The organism is Candidatus Providencia siddallii (genome assembly GCF_964026685.1).
GTDB classification, from domain to species: domain Bacteria; phylum Pseudomonadota; class Gammaproteobacteria; order Enterobacterales; family Enterobacteriaceae; genus Providencia_A; species Providencia_A siddallii_A.
In genome coordinates this window covers 514,242-533,290 of record NZ_OZ034688.1, presented here as the reverse complement: position 1 = coordinate 533,290, position 19,049 = coordinate 514,242, and the positions used below count along the sequence as shown (strand labels likewise).

Sequence of the window (19,049 nt, the reverse complement as noted above, 5' to 3'; positions counted from 1 at the left end):
TTTTCCTGTTGCAATATCTATGTATCATTTCTAAACCAGCAAATATTACGTGCTGTCATGATAAGTTCACCTGCTTTATTACTATCTAGATTTTTTATATCTGTTAAATCATCAATACTTTGTTCAGCAAGAGATTCTATTGTATATATTCCATGATTAGCTAAATTATAAGCAATAGTATGATTCATACCGTTAAGATTTAATAAATCATTTGTTGGTTGATTATTTTTTAAATTTTCTTTTTGGGTTAATTTTATTGTATTAATGGCATCTTTTGCTTTTTCTTGTATAATTTTAACATTTTTTTCATCAAATATTTTAGTTTTTAAAAGTTCAGTAGTTGGTATATATGCTAGTTCTTCTAATGTAGAAAATCCTTCTTCAGCAAGTTTATTAGCAAAATTTTCATCGATATTAAGGTATTTTGTAAAAGTTTTAATAGAACAATGTATTTCTGTTTGTTGTTTTAAGTTTAATTCTTCTGTTGTCATAACATTTAATTCCCATTTATCGTTATTTCTATGTATTTTAAGTAATTGAGTAGCTAAACGAACATTTTGTCCATTACGTCCAATTGCTTGAGCTAAATTATTATTTTCAACAGCAACATCCATTATATATTTATCTTCATCTACGATAATAGATCTTACATCTGCAGGTGCCATTGCATTGATTACAAATTGAGCAGGATTTTCATCCCATAGTACTATATCAATTTTTTCACCGCATAATTCACTTGAAATTGTTTGAACTCTAGATCCTCGCATACCGACACAAGCTCCAACTGGATCAATTCGTTTATCTTTAGTTTTTACTGCAATTTTAGCTCTTGATCCTGGATCACGTGCAGCTGCTTTTATTTCAATAAGTTCTTCAGCAATTTCTGGAACTTCAATTCGAAATAATTCAATTAACATTTCAGTTTTTGAACGACTAATGAAAAGTTGTTGTATTCGAGATTCGTTACGAATATCATATAAAATTCCTCGTATTCTATCATTAATACGAAAATTTTCTTTTGGTAACGTATCTTCTCGAAGTAATAATGCTTCAGCATTATTACCAAGATCTAGTATAATATTTTCACGATTAATTTTTTTTATTTGAGCTGTAATTATTTTTCCTCGTTGATTTCTAAATTGTTCTATAATCATTGCTCGTTCAGCTTCTCGAACTTTTTGAACAATTACTTGTTTTGCTGTTTGCGTAGTTATTCTATCAGATGTAATTGATTCAATTTCTTCTTCTACATAATCACCAAGTTGAAAATTTAAATTTTCAAATTTTGCAGCTTCAAGTGTTATTTCACGAGTTGGTATTGTTACTTCATTAACTATTTGCCAGTAACGAAATGTGTTTAATTCTCCTGATTTTCTATTAATTTTAACACGTATATCAATTTCTTGATTATATTTTTTTTTAGTTGCAGTTGTTAAAGCAATTTCTAAAACTTCAAAAATTTTTTCACGAGGTAAAGATTTTTCATTAGAAACTGATTCTATAACAGCAATAATATCTTTGTTCATTTAGACTGCCTCATTGAACTTCACAAAATGAAACTTTATCTTTTTGATATCGCTAATATAAAATATATTATTTTAACGCATACATTTATAGTAATAATTTACTATGTGTTTAATTAAAATTTAATTAAGTTTTTAATTGGAATAATTTTGATTTTTTTTAATATTTATAAAATATTTTTTAAAATTTATTAAATAAAAACCCCGAATTTCGGGGTTTAATACTTTGATACAATTTTTAGATATATGGTATCTAGTATTTTAAAAAGTGGTTGCGGGGGTTGGATTTGAACCAACGACCTTCGGGTTATGAGCCCGACGAGCTACCGTACTGCTCCACCCCGCTATTAAATGTATAAATATTAAATAAATGGTTTTGAAAATTATGCCGAGAACGGGATTTGAACCCGTAAGCCATTTTATAGGCACCACCACCTCAAGGTAGCGTGTATACCAATTTCACCACCTCGGCACTAAATAAAAGTAGTATTATTTAGGTATATCGTTAATATTTTCATATGTTTTAATATTTTTAAAATTTTTTGTTGATTCACTAATATTTTCCCATTTTTTATTTTTTACATTAAAAACGTTAGCAGTTATATTTACAATTATTAAATTAATAATAAAAAATATAGTTGCTAATATTCCTGTTGTTTTTGTAATAAAATTATCTGAACCTGATGATCCAAATAAAGTTGTTGATGAAATTGCTCCAGATGAGCACATATCGCTATTTTTACCTTGTTGTAACATTATCAAACTAATTAAACAAATTGCTATTAATAAGTAAGCAATTAAAAAAAATGTGTACATTTAAATCTTCCTAAATGTTTACAAAAATTAATTATATAATAAGTAAAACTAATTAAATAATCAAGCTTATTTTTAAAAAAAATATGTTTTTAGAAATAAAAAATATTTTTGTTATATTATATGAAATTTTCAATCATATTAGCGATACGATAAGCTAATGCTGATATTACACTTTTATTTTCTCCTTCTACCATTATTCGAATTACTGGTTCAGTGCCTGATTTTCTTAATAAAACACGACCTTTTCCGTTAAATTCTTTTTCTATTTTAATACATGTTGTAATTATTGAATTATTTTTTAAAGGATTATTTTTACCTTTAAAATTAACGTTAACTAATATTTGTGGTAATAATTTTATTTCATTACATAATTCATTCAAACTAGTATTATTTTTTACAATAGCATTAAGTACTTGTAACCCAGCTATTATACCGTCTCCAGTAGTTGTTTTATCTAATAAAATTACATGTCCTGAGTTTTCAGCTCCTATACGCCATTTTTTTTCTTGTAATTTTTTAAAAATATATCGATCACCTACTTTTGAACGTTCAAAAGGAATTCCTAATTTTTTTAAAGCAATTTCTAATCCAATATTACTCATTAAAGTACCAACCATACCTCCTTTTAATTTATTTTGACGTAATGATTCACGAATAATTATATATGCAATTTGATCTCCATCTATTTTTTTACATAGATGATCAACCATTATAACACGATCTCCATCACCATCAAAAGATAGACCAACATTTGCTTTTTCTTCTAAAACTTTTTGTTGTAATAAACTAATATCTGTTGTTTTATTAATATTAAAACCATTTGGTTCGCAGTTAATTGTTACAACTTCAGCTCCTAGTTCGCGAAATACGTTTGGGGCTATATTGTATGTGGCCCCGTTCGCACAATCAATCACAAGTTTTAAATTAGAGAGGTTTAATTTATTTGAAAAAGTACTCTTGCAAAATTCTATATATCGACCAGTAGCATCTGTAATATGATCTGAACGTCCTAGTTCAGAAGATTCAACACATGTAATTTGTTTTTCCATTTCTAATTCAATTGCTTTTTCAATTTTATCTGGTAATTTTGTTCCATTTACTGAAAAAAATTTTATTCCATTATCATAATAAGGATTATGAGAAGCAGAAATTACAATACCAGCATCAACATTCAATACACGTGTTAAATAAGCAATAGCAGGAGTTGGTATTATTCCTGTAAATATAGTAGATACACCAGCAGATAACAATCCAGCTTCTAGTGATGTTTCTAACATATAACAAGAAAATCGTGTATCTTTACCTATAATAATTTTACGTGAACCATGTTTAGTAAGTAACTTTCCTGCTGCTCAACCTAATTTTAAAATAAATTCTGGAGTTATTGGTTTTTTACCAACTTTACCACGAATACCATCAGTTCCAAAAAATTTTCTACTATACATATTGTATTCCGTTTTTTTTTATAAGTGTTTTTTGAACTATTTTTATAGCTTCTATTGTTTCTTTTACATCATGAGCACGTATTATATGTATTCCTTGCATTGCAGCTATTACTGAACAAGTTATACTTCCAATAAGTCTTTTATTAGGTGGAATATTTAATAGATTTCCAATCATAGTTTTACGTGACATTCCTACTAAAATTGGTAATTTAAATTTATGAAGTTTTTTTAAATTTGATAAAATATTATAGTTATCATTTAATGTTTTTTGAAAACCAAATCCCGGATCTATTATTAATTGATTTTTTTTAATTCCTGAATCAACACAACGTTTTATTTCTTTTTTAAAAAAAAATTTAATATCAAAAATTGAATTTTTATTTTTTTTTGTTTTTAAAAAAAATTTTTGATATTTATTTATATGCATAATGCAAATAGGTAGATTTATTTGAATTGCTGTTTTTAGTGTATTTTTTTCATGTAAAGAATAAATATCATTAATCATATGAATACCAATTTTTGCTGCTTCTTCCATAACTTTAGCTTTATATGTATCTACAGAAATTCATATGTCAAAACGATTGTGTATTAATTCAATAATAGGTAATATTCTATCTAATTCTTCATTAATAGAAATTTTTTTGTAACCTGGTCTTGTTGATTCCCCTCCTATGTCAATAATAGAAGCTCCTTCATTAATCATTTTGGATGCGTGATTTAATGCAGCATTGTGATTAAGGTATTTCCCGCCGTCTGAAAAAGAATCTGGTGTAATATTTAAAATACCCATAACACGAGGTATTGATAAATCAAGTATTCGTCCTTTGGAATTAATTTGCATTTTTTAGTTTTTAAAATAAGTTATTTTAATTTTTATTAATGTTAATTGATTAATATTATTACTTTGTTTTTTATTCTATTGTTTTGATTTATTAAATTTTGATATTTTATTTATAAAAATATTCTTTTGTATTAAATATAATAGGTTTTATTATTAGTTTTTATTATTGTTATTCCATCCAATAGGATCTCGTACTTTGCGACGATTCATCAAATCATCAATTTGCGATATGTTAATAGTTTCATATTTTAATAAAGCTTCTTTAGTTGCATGTAAGATATCAATATTTTCTTTTAAAGTTTTATATGCAATTTGATAGCAACGATCAAGAATAATTTTAATTTCTCCATCAACAATACGAGCTGTTTCATCTGAAATATTTGAACATGCTCCTGAAGATTGATTTAATAGTCCATTGCATTCTTCTTTAGAATATTGCATTGGTCCTAAACGATCAGAAAACCCCCATTGTGTAACCATATTACGAGCTGTATTTGTAGCAAATTGAATATCTGAGGAAGCACCTGTAGTGATTTTATATTTTCCATAAATTAATTCTTCAGCAATTCTACCTGCATATGCTGTAGCAATAATACTTTCAAGTTTTAATCTACTACGACTAACATTATCATTTTCAGGTAAAAAAAGTGCAACACCAAGTGCTTGTCCTCGTGGAACTATAGTAACTTTATGAACAGGATCATGTTCAGGCATTAAATGTCCTATTATCATATGGCCGCTTTCATGGTAAGCTGTTGATTCTTTTTGTTCTTCAGTCATCATAAGCGAACGTCGTTCTGCTCCCATCCAAACTTTATCTCTGGCTTTTTCTAATTCAATCATTGATACAGTATGTTTATTATCACGTGCTGCAAATAATGCAGCTTCATTTACTAAGTTTGCTAATTCTGCACCTGAAAAACCTGGAGTTGCTCTAGCAAGAATAAAAATGTCTACATTAGGATCTATTGGCACATTTCGCATATGTACTTTTAGAATTTGTTCGCGTCCACGAACATCTGGTAAGTTAACAATAACTTGGCGATCAAAACGCCCAGGTCGTAATAAAGCCGGATCAAGTACATCAGCACGATTAGTTGCTGCAATAACTATGATACCTTCATTTCCTTCAAATCCATCCATTTCAACTAGCATTTGATTTAATGTTTGTTCGCGTTCATCGTGTCCTCCTCCTAAACCTATTCCACGTTGACGTCCAACTGCATCTATTTCATCAATAAAAATTATACATGGAGCAGATTTTTTTGCTTGTTCAAACATATCTCGAACACGAGATGCACCAACTCCAACAAACATTTCAACAAAATCAGAACCTGAAATAGTAAAAAATGGTACTTTTGCTTCACCTGCTATAGCTTTTGCTAATAGTGTTTTACCTGTGCCAGGTAACCCAATCATTAAAATTCCTTTTGGAATTTTTCCACCAAGTTTTTGAAAGCGATTTGGTTCTTTTAAAAATTCTACAATTTCTATAACTTCTTCTTTTGCTTCATCACATCCTGCGACATCAGCAAAAGTTGTTTTAATTTGATTTTCTGAAAGCATTTTAGCTTTACTTTTACCAAATGACATTGCACCTTTTCCTCCACTTCCTTGTATTTGTCGCATAAAAAAAATCCATACACCAATTAATAAAAGCATTGGAAACCAAGAAATAAAAATAGATGTTAATAAACTAGGTTCTTCTGGTGGTTCACCAATTACAGTTACACGTTTATTTATCAATGTATCTAACAGTTTTTCATCATGCATTGGAAGATAAGTTATATATTTGCTGTTATCAACTTTTTTTATATTTAATTCACGACCAGTAATTCGAACTTCGCGTATCTGATCTTGAGATAACTCATTGATAAATGTTGAGTAATCTACTTTTCGATTATTTGAATCGCTAGTTCCAAAGTTTTGAAACAATGACATTAAAATAATCGCGATTACTAACCAGAGTATCAGGTTTTTCGCCATGTCATTCAAAGAATTAACCTCATATTACAATTGTAATGAATAGTGTTAAAAAAACTATATTTTTAATCCTGTTGCTATAATATATTGTTCTCGCGATTGTTTTCTAGAAGATTTTGGTTTATGAATATATGTTTTTATAAAAACATTATTTACATTTTTAAAGTATTCTTGAAATCCATCGCCATTTAATATTTTTACTATAAAGTTTCCTTTAGGTTTTAAAGTAATATGACACATATTTAGCGCTAAATTTGATAAATGTATAGAAGCAGGAATATCAATAGAAGCTATTCCACTCATATTAGGTAACATATCAGACATAATTACGTCCGCTTTTTTATTGTCTATTAGTGATAATATTTTAGTTAAAGTTATTTTATCACGAAAATCTCCTTGTAAAAAATTGACTCCAATAATTGGTTTCATTGGTAAAAGATCACACGCAATTATACTACAATTATTATTTAATTTGTTTATTACATATTTTGACCAACTTCCAGGTGTAGATCCTAGATCAATAATTGTCATTCCTGGTTTAAAAATGTTGTAATTTTGTTGAATTTCTTTTAATTTAAACCATGCACGTGAGCGTAATTTTTTTTTTTTGCTTCTTTAAAATATATATCGTTTTGATGTCTTTTCAGCCAACGATTTGAACTTGCTGAATGTTTTTTTTTATTCATTTATTCAAATATGTTATAAGTAAACTGGTGATAAAATATTAATTTTCAATACTTTAAATAAAAATTATAGAATTTTTTAAAAAATAAATTGGTATTTATTTTATTTTTAAATTAAATTTTATATAACATAAATTATTTTTATATTGAAATAATACGAATTGTTTTTTTAATATTAACATAAGACTGTTAATATATTTAATCAAAAAAAATAATTATATATGTTCAACATTTAATATTTTAAATTTAATGTTTTCTCTAGGAGTTTTAATCAATACTACATCGTTTATTTTTTTTCTTATTAAACCTCGAGCAATTGGTGAATTTATAGAAATTAAATTTATTTTTATATCTGCTTCATCATCACCAACAATACGATAAATTAGTTTTTCATTTGTTTTTAAATTTAATATTGTAACTGTCGTACCAAAAATTACATGTCCATTATTTGTAATTTTTGTTATATCAATTATTTGAGCTTTTGATAGTTTACTTTCAATGTTTTGAATTTTGTTTTCACAAAAACTTTGTTGTTCGCGAGCTGCATGATATTCAGCATTTTCTTTTAAATCACCATGTTCGCGTGCTTCAGAAATTGATATTATAATTTCCTTACGTTTAATATGTTTTAAATAGTTTAATTCTTTTTTTAATTTATCAGCACCTAATATTGTCATTGGGATATATTTCATTAATAAATACCTTTATTTTTTAATAAATAAAACATATATTTACGATAAAAATAAACATTATAAATTTGTATTTTTAAAAATAATTATATATATGTTAAAGAGTAAATTATTTTGTATAATATATTTAAAAATTTGAAATATTTAAAATAATGTTCTTTATTGAAATATATTGTAATTTAAATAAAAATGAAAAATATTTTTTGATTTTTTTATATTATACTAGTTTTTAATATACGATTACAATCGTTAATAGTTAATTTTGTTAAAAAATTAATATTTTAAATTGAAATTTGATTATTTATAAAAATTATTTTTTTGTATTAATGTTTTTTTATAAGCAAAATTATTTTTTTTTGTTTTTTAAATATTTATTTTTAATAAGATAATTTTACGTTTTTAAAATTAAATAATTTACCATAAAAAATCAATTTTGTTTTTGTCGTTATTATCATCTTTTGTTTGTAATTTTGTAGATTTACTTTTAATAATAAAATTCATTATATCTACACATAATTTTTTAACACCTTTATTGTTAATAGCAGATATCATATAGTATTTATTTGTCCAGTTGATTTCTTTTATTATTTTTTCAATTTGTTTTTGATATTCATCTTTAGGTAACAAATCTATTTTATTAAATATTAACCATTGTGTTTTAGTTGTTAATTTTTTATTATATTTTTTTAGTTCTTTTAAAATTGTTTTTATATTATCAATTGGAATTGAATTATCAATTGGTGCAATGTCAACTAAATGTAATAATAAATGACAGCGTTCTAAATGTTTTAAAAAACGAATGCCAATACCAGCACCTTCTGCCGCTCCTTTTATTAATCCTGGAATATCTGCTATAACAAAACTTTGTTTATGATTTACTGATACTACAGCTAAACTAGGTGTTAATGTTGTAAATGGATAATCTGCAATTTTTGGTTTAGAAGAAGAAATAGAACTAACAAAAGTGGATTTCCCAGCGTTTGGCATTCCAAGTGTTCCAACATCAGCTAATAGTATTAATTCTAGTAAAATTTTTCTTTTTTCACCTTTTTTTCCAATAGTACATTTTCTTGGAGTTTGATTAGTAGATGTTTTGAAACGGGTATTACCTATTCCATGAGAACCACCTTTTGCTATCATATGATGTTGATTATGTTTTGTCATATCACAAATTATTTCATTTGTATCAATATTTTTTACACGTGTTCCTATAGGAATTTTAATTGTAATATCTTTTCCTCGTTTTCCAGTACATTTACAACTATGTCCATTTTGTCCATTGTCAGCACGAAATATTTTTTCAAAACAACAATCAATTAATGTATTAAGATCTTTGTTAGCTTGCAAATAAACATCGCCGCCATCACCACCATCTCCACCGTCTGGACCACCTTTTGGCACATATTTCTCACGTCTGAAACTAATACAACCATTTCCGCCATTACCAGCTATTACTAATATTTCTGCTTCATCTATAAATTTCATAATTATTTAATTTGTTATATTTTAAAATTTTTTTTAATAAAAAAAAATGATAAATTTTATATGTTTTTAAATAGTTATTAAGTTTTAATTATTACATATTTTCTTTTTTTTAAACCTTTTGTTTTAAATTTTATTATCCCGTTAGTTAATGCATATAAAGTGTGGTCTCTACCGCAACCTACATTTTTTCCAGCATGAAATTTTGTTCCTCGTTGTCTAACAATAATATTACCTGATAATATTTTTTCACCTCCGAATCGTTTAACACCAAGACGTTTCGCGTTTGAATCACGTCCATTACGAGTAGACCCACCTGCTTTTTTATGAGCCATTTGTTTTTCCTATTTTATTTTTTAATAATATCAATTATTTTAACATCAGTAAAATACTGTCGATGTCCTTGTTGTTTTCGACTATGTTTACGTCGATTAAATTTAATAATTTTTATTTTTTTATTACGACCATGTGCTATTATTTCTGCTTTTATTTTTGCATTATTAATTATAGGAGTTCCTAATTGACATTCAGATCCGTTGTATATCATTAAAACATTTTTAAAATCAACAATTGTTCCTACTGTGATATTTAGTTTTTCCAGTCGGATAGTTTGTTCTTTTTCAATTTTATATTGTTTACCGCCATTTTGAAAAACTGCATACATAATAAAACTCCATTTTGTATATTTAATATTTTAATTAAAAATAAATTTAGATTTTTTTAATAAAATAATATATTACGAGATAAGTATAATAATACAAGTATATAATGTGTTTTATTTTAGAAAAATTAATTTTTTTATATATTAATATTTTAATATAAATATATTATTTTAATATATCGTTTAATAATTTTATTATTAATGATATCATATTACAATAATTTATGTTTATTATTTTGTTTTATATATAAAAGTAAATAAAATTGATTTATGAATAAGTTTCAAGATTTAGATTATATTATAAAGTTAATAAGTGATGATATGTTAGCTGTAAATAAAATCATTTTCAATAAATTGAATTCTGATATTTTATTAATAAAACAATTAGGAAATTATATTGTTAATAGCGGCGGGAAACGAATTCGTCCAATAATTGCTATTTTAGTAGGAAAATCGTTAGGATATACTGGAAATAAGCATATTAAAATTGCTGCTTTAATTGAATTTATTCATACAGCAACTTTATTACATGATGATGTTGTAGATGAATCTTGTATAAGACGTGGTAAAAAAACAGCTAATATAATTTTTGGTAACGCTTCAAGTATTTTAGTTGGAGATTTTATTTATACATTATCGTTTAAAATGATGATAGATCTTAATTCTATGTCAGTTTTAAAATTAATGTCAGGAGCTGCAAATATAGTAGCAAAAGGTGAAGTTTTACAATTAATGAGTTGTAATAATCCTAATATTTCTGAAAAAGAATATATGCAAATTATTTATAATAAAACGGCGTGTTTATTTGAAGCTACTTCTCATTCTTCTGCAATTTTAGCAAATGCTCAACCAGAACAAGAAAAAGCTTTACAAAATTATGGACGTTATATTGGCACAGCTTTTCAATTAATTGATGATCTTTTAGATTATGGTTCTAATTGTATACATATAGGTAAAAATATTGGTGATGATCTTAATGAAGGTAAAATGACTTTGCCATTATTACATGCTTTAAATTATAGCAGTAAAAAAGAATCTGAATTTATTCGAGAAATAATTAAATATGGTAAAAATCGTCGTTTTTTAAAAAAAATACTTAAAATTATGAAAAAATATGGTTCTTTAGAATATACTTATTTAAAAGCAAAAAACGAAAGTCAAAAAGCTATAGAATCATTAAATATAATTGATGATTCAATTTATAAAACAGCTTTAATAGATTTAGCATATATTGTTATGAAATGTTGATTTTTAATTAGAAAATATTTTAAAAGTTATTTTTTTAAATTAAGTAATAAAAATTTTAAATAAAAGGTAAAATAAAATATAAGAATTTATATTCTATAAATATGTTATTTAGTAAACAAATATTTTTTTATGATTTAATTATTGAATAGTATTTTTGTTTTTTTATAATGTATTTTAATTATTTTTAAATATATTTTTATATAATTATTTGAATTAGAATTAAGTATATTTATATTATGTTAATTTTTTAATTATTTGTAATTTAAAATTATTATTAAGAATTCTATTAAAATATTTTAAATATTATCTATTTATTGTATTATTTACTGGATAATAAAATTTAATAGATAAAAATATATAATTGTAAAAAAATAGAATTTTAAAATTTATTATTTATTAATAAATTAAATTTTCGTTAATTTATTTTTTTTATATTATTATAATTGTAGTTCATTTAAAAAAATATAAGATCTTTTTTAAAAAGATTTTTTTAAAAATAAAATAGTTTAGATATGTTATAAATATAATTATTTATATGTAACTAAAAAATTAATTTTTAAAAAAATTTTCGCCTAATTTTATATCATTTTTTAATGAATCAATGATTTCTACTAATATTTTTTCTTCAAATAAACTTAATTTTCCAATTGGTAAATATTTTTCAATTCCATTTTTACCAAAAATAACTGGTTGAGCAAAAAAACGAGAATATCCTAATTCGCTTTCTGTATATATACATTCAGAAATATTTTTTTCACCATATAAACCTCGAATAATGGATAAACAAAGACGTGTAGCTGCTTGCCCCATTGATAATGTAGCTGAACAATTGCCAGCTTTTGCTTTTATTACTTCATTTCCAGCATTTTTTATTTGTTTAGTTAATAAAATAATTTCTTTTTTAGTAAAATTAATTTTATTTATTTGTGATAACAAAGGTAAAATAGTAGAACTTGAATGTCCTCCTATAACTAAAACATCTATTTTTTTTACGTTTTTATTTTTTAAATTAGATACAAAAGTGTTTGAACGCATAATATCTAATGTAGTTACTCCTAATAATTTTTTTTTATCATAAACACCTGCTTTTTTAAGAGTTTCAGCAGCTATAACTACTGTTATATTTATAGGATTTGTTATAATACAAATTATTGCTTTTGGAGATATTTCAGCAATTTTTTTTACGAGGTTTTTTATAATATTTGAATTGATATATAATAAATCATTACGATTCATATTTTGTTTACGAGGAATACCAGCTGATATAAAAACAACATTACTATTTTGTAATGCATTTTTTATGTTTCCATTAGAAAAACCAGTAACTTTTATATTAGTTGGGATATGGTTTAAATCCATTGCAATACCTGGTGTTATTGGTGATATATCGTATAAAGAAAGTTCTGAATTTGATGGTAATTTATTTTTAAGAAGAAGGGATAATGCTTGACCTATTCCACCTGCTGCACCTAAAATTGTTACTTTCACTTGTTAATTCCTTAATTTTATACATATATTTGTTAAATATTTCATATTTTTATAACATTTATTTTTTTATGTCATATATTATTTTATACTAAATATAAAATAATATAATTTGAAAATTAATTAATAAAATACAATGATAACTTATTAATTTATATTATTTTTTTATTTTTTTATATAAATTTATTTTAGTCTAATAAAACATTTATTATATTTATGATATAAAATTATTGTTTTTTAAAAAATTTTAAAAATTTATTTAAAATATATAATTAATTTTATATATAATTTAATTTATTAATGTTATAATATATTAAATATATTTTTTTATAAATTGATTGTTTTATTAATTTTGATAATTATTTTATTATTTAACTCATATAATGCTTTGTGTAATTTAATTGATAGTTTTGTATGTGAATAATTTTTATTAAAAATTAATATTAATTTTTAATAATGTTATTAACGTATAATATAAAAACTTTTTAATAGAAATATTTTAATTCATACCATATTTTTTTAATTTTTTACGTAATGTTCCTCTATTTATACCCATAATTAATGCTGCTTTTGTTTGATTACCTCTAGAGTATTGCATGACCATATCTAATAAAGGTTGTTCTATTTCAGTTAAAACTAATTCATATAAATTTTTTATATTTTGATTACTTGATTGAGAAAAATAGTTTTTTAATGCTTGTTTAACTGAATCACGTAGTGGTTTTTTAGTTATTTGGTTTTGTGAAGCAATATTTGCATTAATTAATAATTTGAAGTTTACGTTTTTTTCAAACATGATTCTGTTGGCTCTTAATTTAGTTTGTATTTTATGAAATTTTTTATAATTTTTAAATATATTTTATATGTTTTAAAAAATTTTAATATTTTAAAAATTATAAAATTATTTAGTTTATAATATTTTATTTAAAAACGTTATATAAAATATTATTGTTTTAAACAATGTATTTTGTATTATAAATATTTTATTGTATAAAGTTAATAAGAAATTTGATATAAGAATTATATAAGTGTTGTTTTATAAAAATTTTGATTATATAATAATAATTATAATTATTATTTTTAGGTTTTCAATAATATTAATAAAATTAAATTATAATTAAAGTATAATAATTAAAAAAATAATAAATATAAAAGTAATTACAAACAATGTTAAATTATTGATATATTTCATAAAAAAATAGATTTTAATCAGTATAATAATTATTATTATTTTATATTTTTTTAATTTTATTAAATTTTAAGTTTTTTATTTTTTTAAACATACCGCAAAATTTAAATATAGCGGTATGTTATATTTGTTTAAATAATGGATTGTATTATTTCATTTTCTAAATAATTAATATTAATATTACCTATTTTAAAATTTTTGTTGTTTATAATTATTTTGTTTAATTTTATATTTGTTTTTATTCCATCAATAATTAATTCTGTTAATGCATTTTTCATTTTAGAAATAGCAATTTTACGATTTTCTCCATAACTTATTAATTTTCCAATTAATGAATCATAATGTGATGGAATAGTGTATCCTGTATAAATATGAGAATCCCATCGTATACCAAATCCACCTGGCGGGTGAAAATTAATAATTTTACCAGGACTAGGAATAAAAGTTTTGTAATCTTCTGCATTAATTCTACATTCAATAGCATTACCGCGAATTAAAATATCTTTTTGTTTTATAGATAATTTTAGTCCTGAAGCTATATTAATTTGTTCTTTTATTAAATCAATTCCTGTTATCATTTCTGTAATAGGATGTTCAACTTGAATACGAGTGTTCATTTCTATAAAATAGAAATTGTTATTTTCAAATAAAAATTCAAAAGTACCTATACCTCTATAACCATTTTCAATACATGCATTAATACATAATTTACTAATATTATTTCGGTGTTCATCTGTAATACAAATAGATGGTGATTCTTCTATTATTTTTTGATGACGACGTTGTATTGAACATTCGCGTTCAGGTAAATATATTGCATTTCCTTGTCCATCAGAAATAATTTGAATCTCTATGTGACGTGGATTTTTAAGATATTTTTCCATATAAACTATATCGTTATTAAATGAAGATTTTGCTTCTGCTCGTGTAAGATATATTGAAGATTCTAAATCTTTTTCATTAAAAACAACACGCATTCCACGCCCACCACCTCCTCCTGATGATTTTATAATTATTGGATATCCAATTTTATTTGCAATATATTTATTTTTTTTTATATTATTATCTAGTGCATTATAAGATCCAGGTAAACATGGTATGTTTACGTTTTTCATAATTTTAATTGCAGAGATTTTATCTCCCATTAATCTAATTGTTTTAGCTTTTGGTCCTATAAAAATAAATCCTGAATTTTCAATTTGTTCTGCAAAATTTGCGTTTTCAGCTAAAAATCCGTATCCTGGATGTATAGCTTGAGCTCCTGTAATTTCAGCTGCAGAGATAATAGCTGGAATATTTAAATAACTGTTTTTTGGTTTACTTGATCCTATACAAATAGTTTCATCAGCTAGTAAAACATGTTTTAGTGATTTATCAGATGTAGAATAAATTGCTACAGTTTTTATTTCTAATTCTTTACAAGCACGCAATATGCGCAATGCTATTTCTCCACGATTAGCTATAAGAATTTTTTTTAACATAACACATTTGCCTTATTATTCAATGATAATTAATGGTTCGTTAAATTCTACAGTATCACCGTTTTGTAATAAAATAGCTTTTATTGTACCTGTTTTGTCTGCTTCTATTTGATTCATCATTTTCATTGCTTCAATAATGCAAATAGGATCTCCTATTGTTACTTTTTGTCCAATTTCTACAAAAGGTTTTGCTTTTGGGTTTAGAGCTCGATAAAAAGTTCCAACTATTGGTGATAAAACTTTATGTTCTGTAGATAGTACAGTTTGATTAGTATTTTTTTCTAAATTAATATTTTTATTAGTAATATTATGTTCAGATGAATTTGTTGTTAAACAATATTGTTTATGTGTTGTTTTATTAAGAGATAAATCGCGATTTATTCGTAATGATTCTTCTCCTTCACAAATTTCTAATTCAGAAATATTACTTTTTTCGATTAATTCAATTATTTTTTTAATTTTTCGAATATTCATTAATATTATTCCGTATTTTTAGTTGTTTTAATTAAAATTAAGTGTTTTACCGCTGTTTGTAAAGCAAAACTATAACCATCTGCACCTAATCCACATATCACTCCTATAGCTTTATTAGAAAAAAAAGATTTTTGACGAAAACTTTCTCTAGCATAAATGTTAGTTAAATGTATTTCAATAAATGGAATACACACTGATAATATTGCATCTAATATAGCTATACTTGTATGTGTAAAAGCAGCTGGATTAATCAAAATAAAATCAATATGATTTTTTTGTGCACAATGAATTTTATTAATTAGTTTATGTTCTGCATTTGATTGAAAATGGCTTAGATTAACATTTAATTTTATGGCTTCTTTTGTTAGTTTATTTATAATTTTTTTAAGACTAATATTAGTATATTTATTAGGTTCACGAATTCCTAATAAATTTAAATTTGGACCATTTAAAAGTAAAATATGATTTTTTTTTGTCATTATGTTATAACTTGATAAGTTTATTAATAATATGATAAATGGATTTGTATTAATATTTTTTTGTTATTTACATTTTAATAAAAAGTTTTTTATTTTTTTATTTTATATAAGAATAGTATTTATTTTATGAAAATAATTAGTTGTTATTAAATAAATTTTATTGTATTATTAATATAAAATTTTAATATTTTGTATATTTTATTTTAAAAAAAATAAATATTAATGTATTTTATATATTATTCTTTTATATTGTAGTAATAAATACTATTAGTTTAATACATTACTTGATATATAATTATATTTATTTTTTTTAAAAATAAAAGCATATAAAATGTATTTTTGTAATATTAAAAATGATGATTTTATATCTTGTGTTTTTTATTATTTTAAAATATGTTATTTTATTTTTGTAATATTTATGTATTTTATTTTTTAAAATTTTGAAATAATAATATTATATGTAAGTTAGTTTTGATTAATTTAATTCTTAATGGAAAAATTAGTTTAATTTGTTTTAAAAACATAGGTGATTTTTTATTATGTTTAAAAAATTTCGCGGCATATTTTCTAATGATCTTTCAATTGATTTAGGTACAGCTAATACTTTAATTTATGTAAAAGGACAAGGTGTAAAATTAAATGAGCCATCTGTTGTAGCAATTCGTCAAGATCGATCTGGTGCTCAAAAAAGTGTTGCAGCAGTTGGTGGAGAAGCTAAACAAATGTTAGGTCGTACTCCTGGAAATATTTCGGCTATCAGACCAATGAAAGATGGTGTTATTGCTGATTTTTTTCTTACAGAAAAAATGTTGCAATATTTTATAAAACAAGTTCATAGTAACAGTTTATTAAGGCCAAGCCCTAGGGTATTAGTTTGTGTTCCTGTAGGTGCAACTCAAGTGGAACGAAAAGCTATTCGTGAGTCAGCTTTAAGTGCTGGAGCTAGAGAGGTATTCTTAATTGAAGAACCAATGGCAGCAGCGATTGGTGCAGGATTACCTGTTTCAGAAGCAACTGGTTCAATGGTTGTAGATATAGGTGGAGGCACAACAGAAGTAGCTGTAATATCATTAAATGGTGTAGTTTATTCTTCTTCAGTAAGAATAGGTGGAGATCGTTTTGATGAATCTATAATTAGTTATGTTCGTAAAAATTATGGTTCGTTAATTGGTGAAGCCACAGCTGAACGTATTAAACATGGAATTGGATCAGCTTTTCAAACTAATGAAATTAATGAAATTGAAGTACGTGGTCGTAATATTGCAGAGGGCGTTCCACGTGGTTTCAAAATAAATTCAAATGAAATTTTAGAAGCGTTACAAGAACCTTTATCAGGGATTGTTAGTGCTGTTATGTTAGCATTAGAACAATGTCCTCCGGAACTTGCTTCTGATATTTCAGAAAGAGGCATGGTTTTAACTGGTGGTGGCGCTTTATTACGTAATTTAGATAGATTATTAATGGAAGAAACAGGTATTCCAGTTATTATAGCTGAAGATCCTTTAACATGTGTTGCTCGTGGTGGTGGTAAAGCTTTAGATATGATAGATATTCATAGTGGTGATTTATTTAGTGAAGATTAAAAAATTAAAAAGTTTTTAATATTGTTTTTAAATTAGTATTTTTTAATATTAAAAGTTTTATAAATGAAATCAATTTTTAGACGTGATTCGTCATTACATTTTCGTATTTCTTCTGCAATATTTATTGCTTTGATAATTATATCTATTGATTTGAAATTTGAATTTTTAAATATAATTCGAAATTATTTAGATATGATTGCTAATCCATTTTATTTATTAAGTAATACTTCTATAAAAATATTTAATAATGCATTAGAAAAATTTTCATATAAAAGACAAATTCAATTTGAAAATAAATTATTACGTAAAGAGTTATTTTTAAAAAATGCAAATTTTCTTCTTTTTAATCATTTAAAAGAAGAAAATTTTAAATTAAAAAAATTATTAGGCGCACCTTTACTTCAAGAAGAACGTGTAATGATGGCAGAAGTTATTTCAAATACAAAAACGTATTATCGAGATCAAATAGTTATTGACAGAGGATTTATTGATGGAGTGTATGATGGGCAACCAATTATAAATGATAAAGGTATAGTTGGGCAAGTAATCAGCGTTAATAAGTTTAATAGCCGTGTGTTATTGATTTGTGATATATCACATGCTTTGCCTGTACAAGTTTTACGTAATGATATTCGTATGATTGCTTCAGGTAATGGTTGTTTAGATGATTTTTTATTGTGTTATTGGCAAGGAAAAAATGATATTCGTATCGGAGATATATTAGTTACATCTAGTTTAGGGAATAAATTTCCAGAAGGTTATCCAGTTGGTGTTGTTATTAATATTAAATATGATATACAACGTGCATGTAGAGTTATTTTTGTAAAACCATATGCAGAATTAAAAAGATTACGTTATGTTTTATTGTTATGGGTTAATAAAAGAAAAATAAAAACTTTATCTGATATTTCTGATGTATATCGTTCAGCTAACTATCGTTTTAATAAAATTAATTTAGTTAAAAGATAGTTTTGTTATAATATTTGG

General features: G+C 24.0%; 17 protein-coding genes, 2 tRNA genes and 1 pseudogene. 3 read left to right on the top strand and 17 right to left on the bottom strand.

The window, feature by feature from the left end; all coding sequences use genetic code 4:
* Window positions 1-17 precede the first annotated feature (17 nt).
* From nusA to rplU, 12 genes and pseudogenes are all read right to left on the bottom strand, one after another.
* Window positions 18-1,526, bottom strand: coding sequence for a transcription termination factor NusA (gene nusA, locus AAGD61_RS02280; protein WP_341764839.1), 1,509 nt, complete (start codon window positions 1,524-1,526; stop codon window positions 18-20).
* Window positions 1,527-1,792: 266 nt separating this feature from the next.
* Window positions 1,793-1,869: transfer RNA gene (locus AAGD61_RS02275), tRNA-Met, on the bottom strand.
* A 40-nt stretch (window positions 1,870-1,909) separates the two neighbouring features.
* A tRNA-Leu gene (locus AAGD61_RS02270) sits at window positions 1,910-1,995 on the bottom strand.
* A 17-nt stretch (window positions 1,996-2,012) separates the two neighbouring features.
* Window positions 2,013-2,339, bottom strand: coding sequence for a preprotein translocase subunit SecG (secG, locus tag AAGD61_RS02265; protein WP_341764838.1), 327 nt, complete (start codon window positions 2,337-2,339; stop codon window positions 2,013-2,015).
* Window positions 2,340-2,455: 116 nt separating this feature from the next.
* A complete protein-coding gene (gene glmM / locus AAGD61_RS02260; protein ID WP_341764837.1) occupies window positions 2,456-3,784 on the bottom strand; it encodes a phosphoglucosamine mutase in 1,329 nt (442 codons plus the stop codon).
* On the bottom strand, window positions 3,777-4,625 hold the full coding sequence (gene folP / locus AAGD61_RS02255) for a dihydropteroate synthase (RefSeq protein WP_341764836.1): 849 nt from the start codon (window positions 4,623-4,625) through the stop codon (window positions 3,777-3,779). The genes glmM and folP overlap by 8 nt, the downstream gene beginning before the upstream one ends.
* A gap of 153 nt (window positions 4,626-4,778) precedes the next feature.
* Entirely contained in the window at window positions 4,779-6,611 is a 1,833-nt protein-coding gene (ftsH, locus tag AAGD61_RS02250) for an ATP-dependent zinc metalloprotease FtsH (protein WP_341764835.1), read from the bottom strand.
* Window positions 6,612-6,665: 54 nt separating this feature from the next.
* Window positions 6,666-7,294: pseudogene (rlmE, locus tag AAGD61_RS02245) on the bottom strand (23S rRNA (uridine(2552)-2'-O)-methyltransferase RlmE).
* A 212-nt stretch (window positions 7,295-7,506) separates the two neighbouring features.
* Window positions 7,507-7,983 (bottom strand): transcription elongation factor GreA, encoded by a 477-nt coding sequence (gene greA / locus AAGD61_RS02240; RefSeq protein WP_341764834.1) that lies wholly within the window; start codon window positions 7,981-7,983, stop codon window positions 7,507-7,509.
* A gap of 411 nt (window positions 7,984-8,394) precedes the next feature.
* Window positions 8,395-9,465: an Obg family GTPase CgtA gene (gene cgtA / locus AAGD61_RS02235; protein ID WP_341764833.1), complete on the bottom strand. Its 1,071-nt coding sequence runs from the start codon at window positions 9,463-9,465 to the stop codon at window positions 8,395-8,397.
* Window positions 9,466-9,542: 77 nt separating this feature from the next.
* On the bottom strand, window positions 9,543-9,797 hold the full coding sequence (rpmA, locus tag AAGD61_RS02230; protein WP_341764832.1) for a 50S ribosomal protein L27: 255 nt from the start codon (window positions 9,795-9,797) through the stop codon (window positions 9,543-9,545).
* Between the two features lie 14 nt (window positions 9,798-9,811).
* Complete coding sequence (gene rplU, locus AAGD61_RS02225) at window positions 9,812-10,126, bottom strand: 50S ribosomal protein L21 (RefSeq protein WP_341764831.1); 315 nt, start codon at window positions 10,124-10,126, stop codon at window positions 9,812-9,814.
* Between the two features lie 267 nt (window positions 10,127-10,393).
* Between rplU and ispB the strand changes: the two genes are divergently transcribed.
* Window positions 10,394-11,434 (top strand): octaprenyl diphosphate synthase, encoded by a 1,041-nt coding sequence (ispB, locus tag AAGD61_RS02220; protein ID WP_341764830.1) that lies wholly within the window; start codon window positions 10,394-10,396, stop codon window positions 11,432-11,434.
* Between the two features lie 486 nt (window positions 11,435-11,920).
* On the opposite strand, the gene mdh is transcribed toward ispB, so the two are convergent.
* The 5 genes from mdh to aroQ all read right to left on the bottom strand — a co-directional run bounded on the left by mdh (window position 11,921) and on the right by aroQ (window position 16,479).
* Window positions 11,921-12,859, bottom strand: coding sequence for a malate dehydrogenase (gene mdh, locus AAGD61_RS02215; RefSeq protein WP_341764829.1), 939 nt, complete (start codon window positions 12,857-12,859; stop codon window positions 11,921-11,923).
* Between the two features lie 496 nt (window positions 12,860-13,355).
* Entirely contained in the window at window positions 13,356-13,652 is a 297-nt protein-coding gene (gene fis, locus AAGD61_RS02210) for a DNA-binding transcriptional regulator Fis (RefSeq protein ID WP_341764828.1), read from the bottom strand.
* A gap of 524 nt (window positions 13,653-14,176) precedes the next feature.
* Window positions 14,177-15,526, bottom strand: a complete 1,350-nt coding sequence (gene accC, locus AAGD61_RS02205; RefSeq protein WP_341764827.1) for an acetyl-CoA carboxylase biotin carboxylase subunit — start codon at window positions 15,524-15,526, stop codon at window positions 14,177-14,179.
* Between the two features lie 15 nt (window positions 15,527-15,541).
* Entirely contained in the window at window positions 15,542-16,000 is a 459-nt protein-coding gene (gene accB / locus AAGD61_RS02200; RefSeq protein ID WP_341764826.1) for an acetyl-CoA carboxylase biotin carboxyl carrier protein, read from the bottom strand.
* Window positions 16,001-16,005: 5 nt separating this feature from the next.
* Complete coding sequence (gene aroQ, locus AAGD61_RS02195) at window positions 16,006-16,479, bottom strand: type II 3-dehydroquinate dehydratase (RefSeq protein WP_341764825.1); 474 nt, start codon at window positions 16,477-16,479, stop codon at window positions 16,006-16,008.
* A gap of 539 nt (window positions 16,480-17,018) precedes the next feature.
* On the opposite strand from aroQ, the gene AAGD61_RS02190 reads away from it, so the two are divergent.
* Both AAGD61_RS02190 and mreC read left to right on the top strand, forming a co-directional pair.
* Complete coding sequence (locus tag AAGD61_RS02190; protein WP_341764824.1) at window positions 17,019-18,062, top strand: rod shape-determining protein; 1,044 nt, start codon at window positions 17,019-17,021, stop codon at window positions 18,060-18,062.
* A 63-nt stretch (window positions 18,063-18,125) separates the two neighbouring features.
* Window positions 18,126-19,031, top strand: a complete 906-nt coding sequence (gene mreC / locus AAGD61_RS02185; RefSeq protein WP_341764823.1) for a rod shape-determining protein MreC — start codon at window positions 18,126-18,128, stop codon at window positions 19,029-19,031.
* Window positions 19,032-19,049 lie beyond the last annotated feature (18 nt).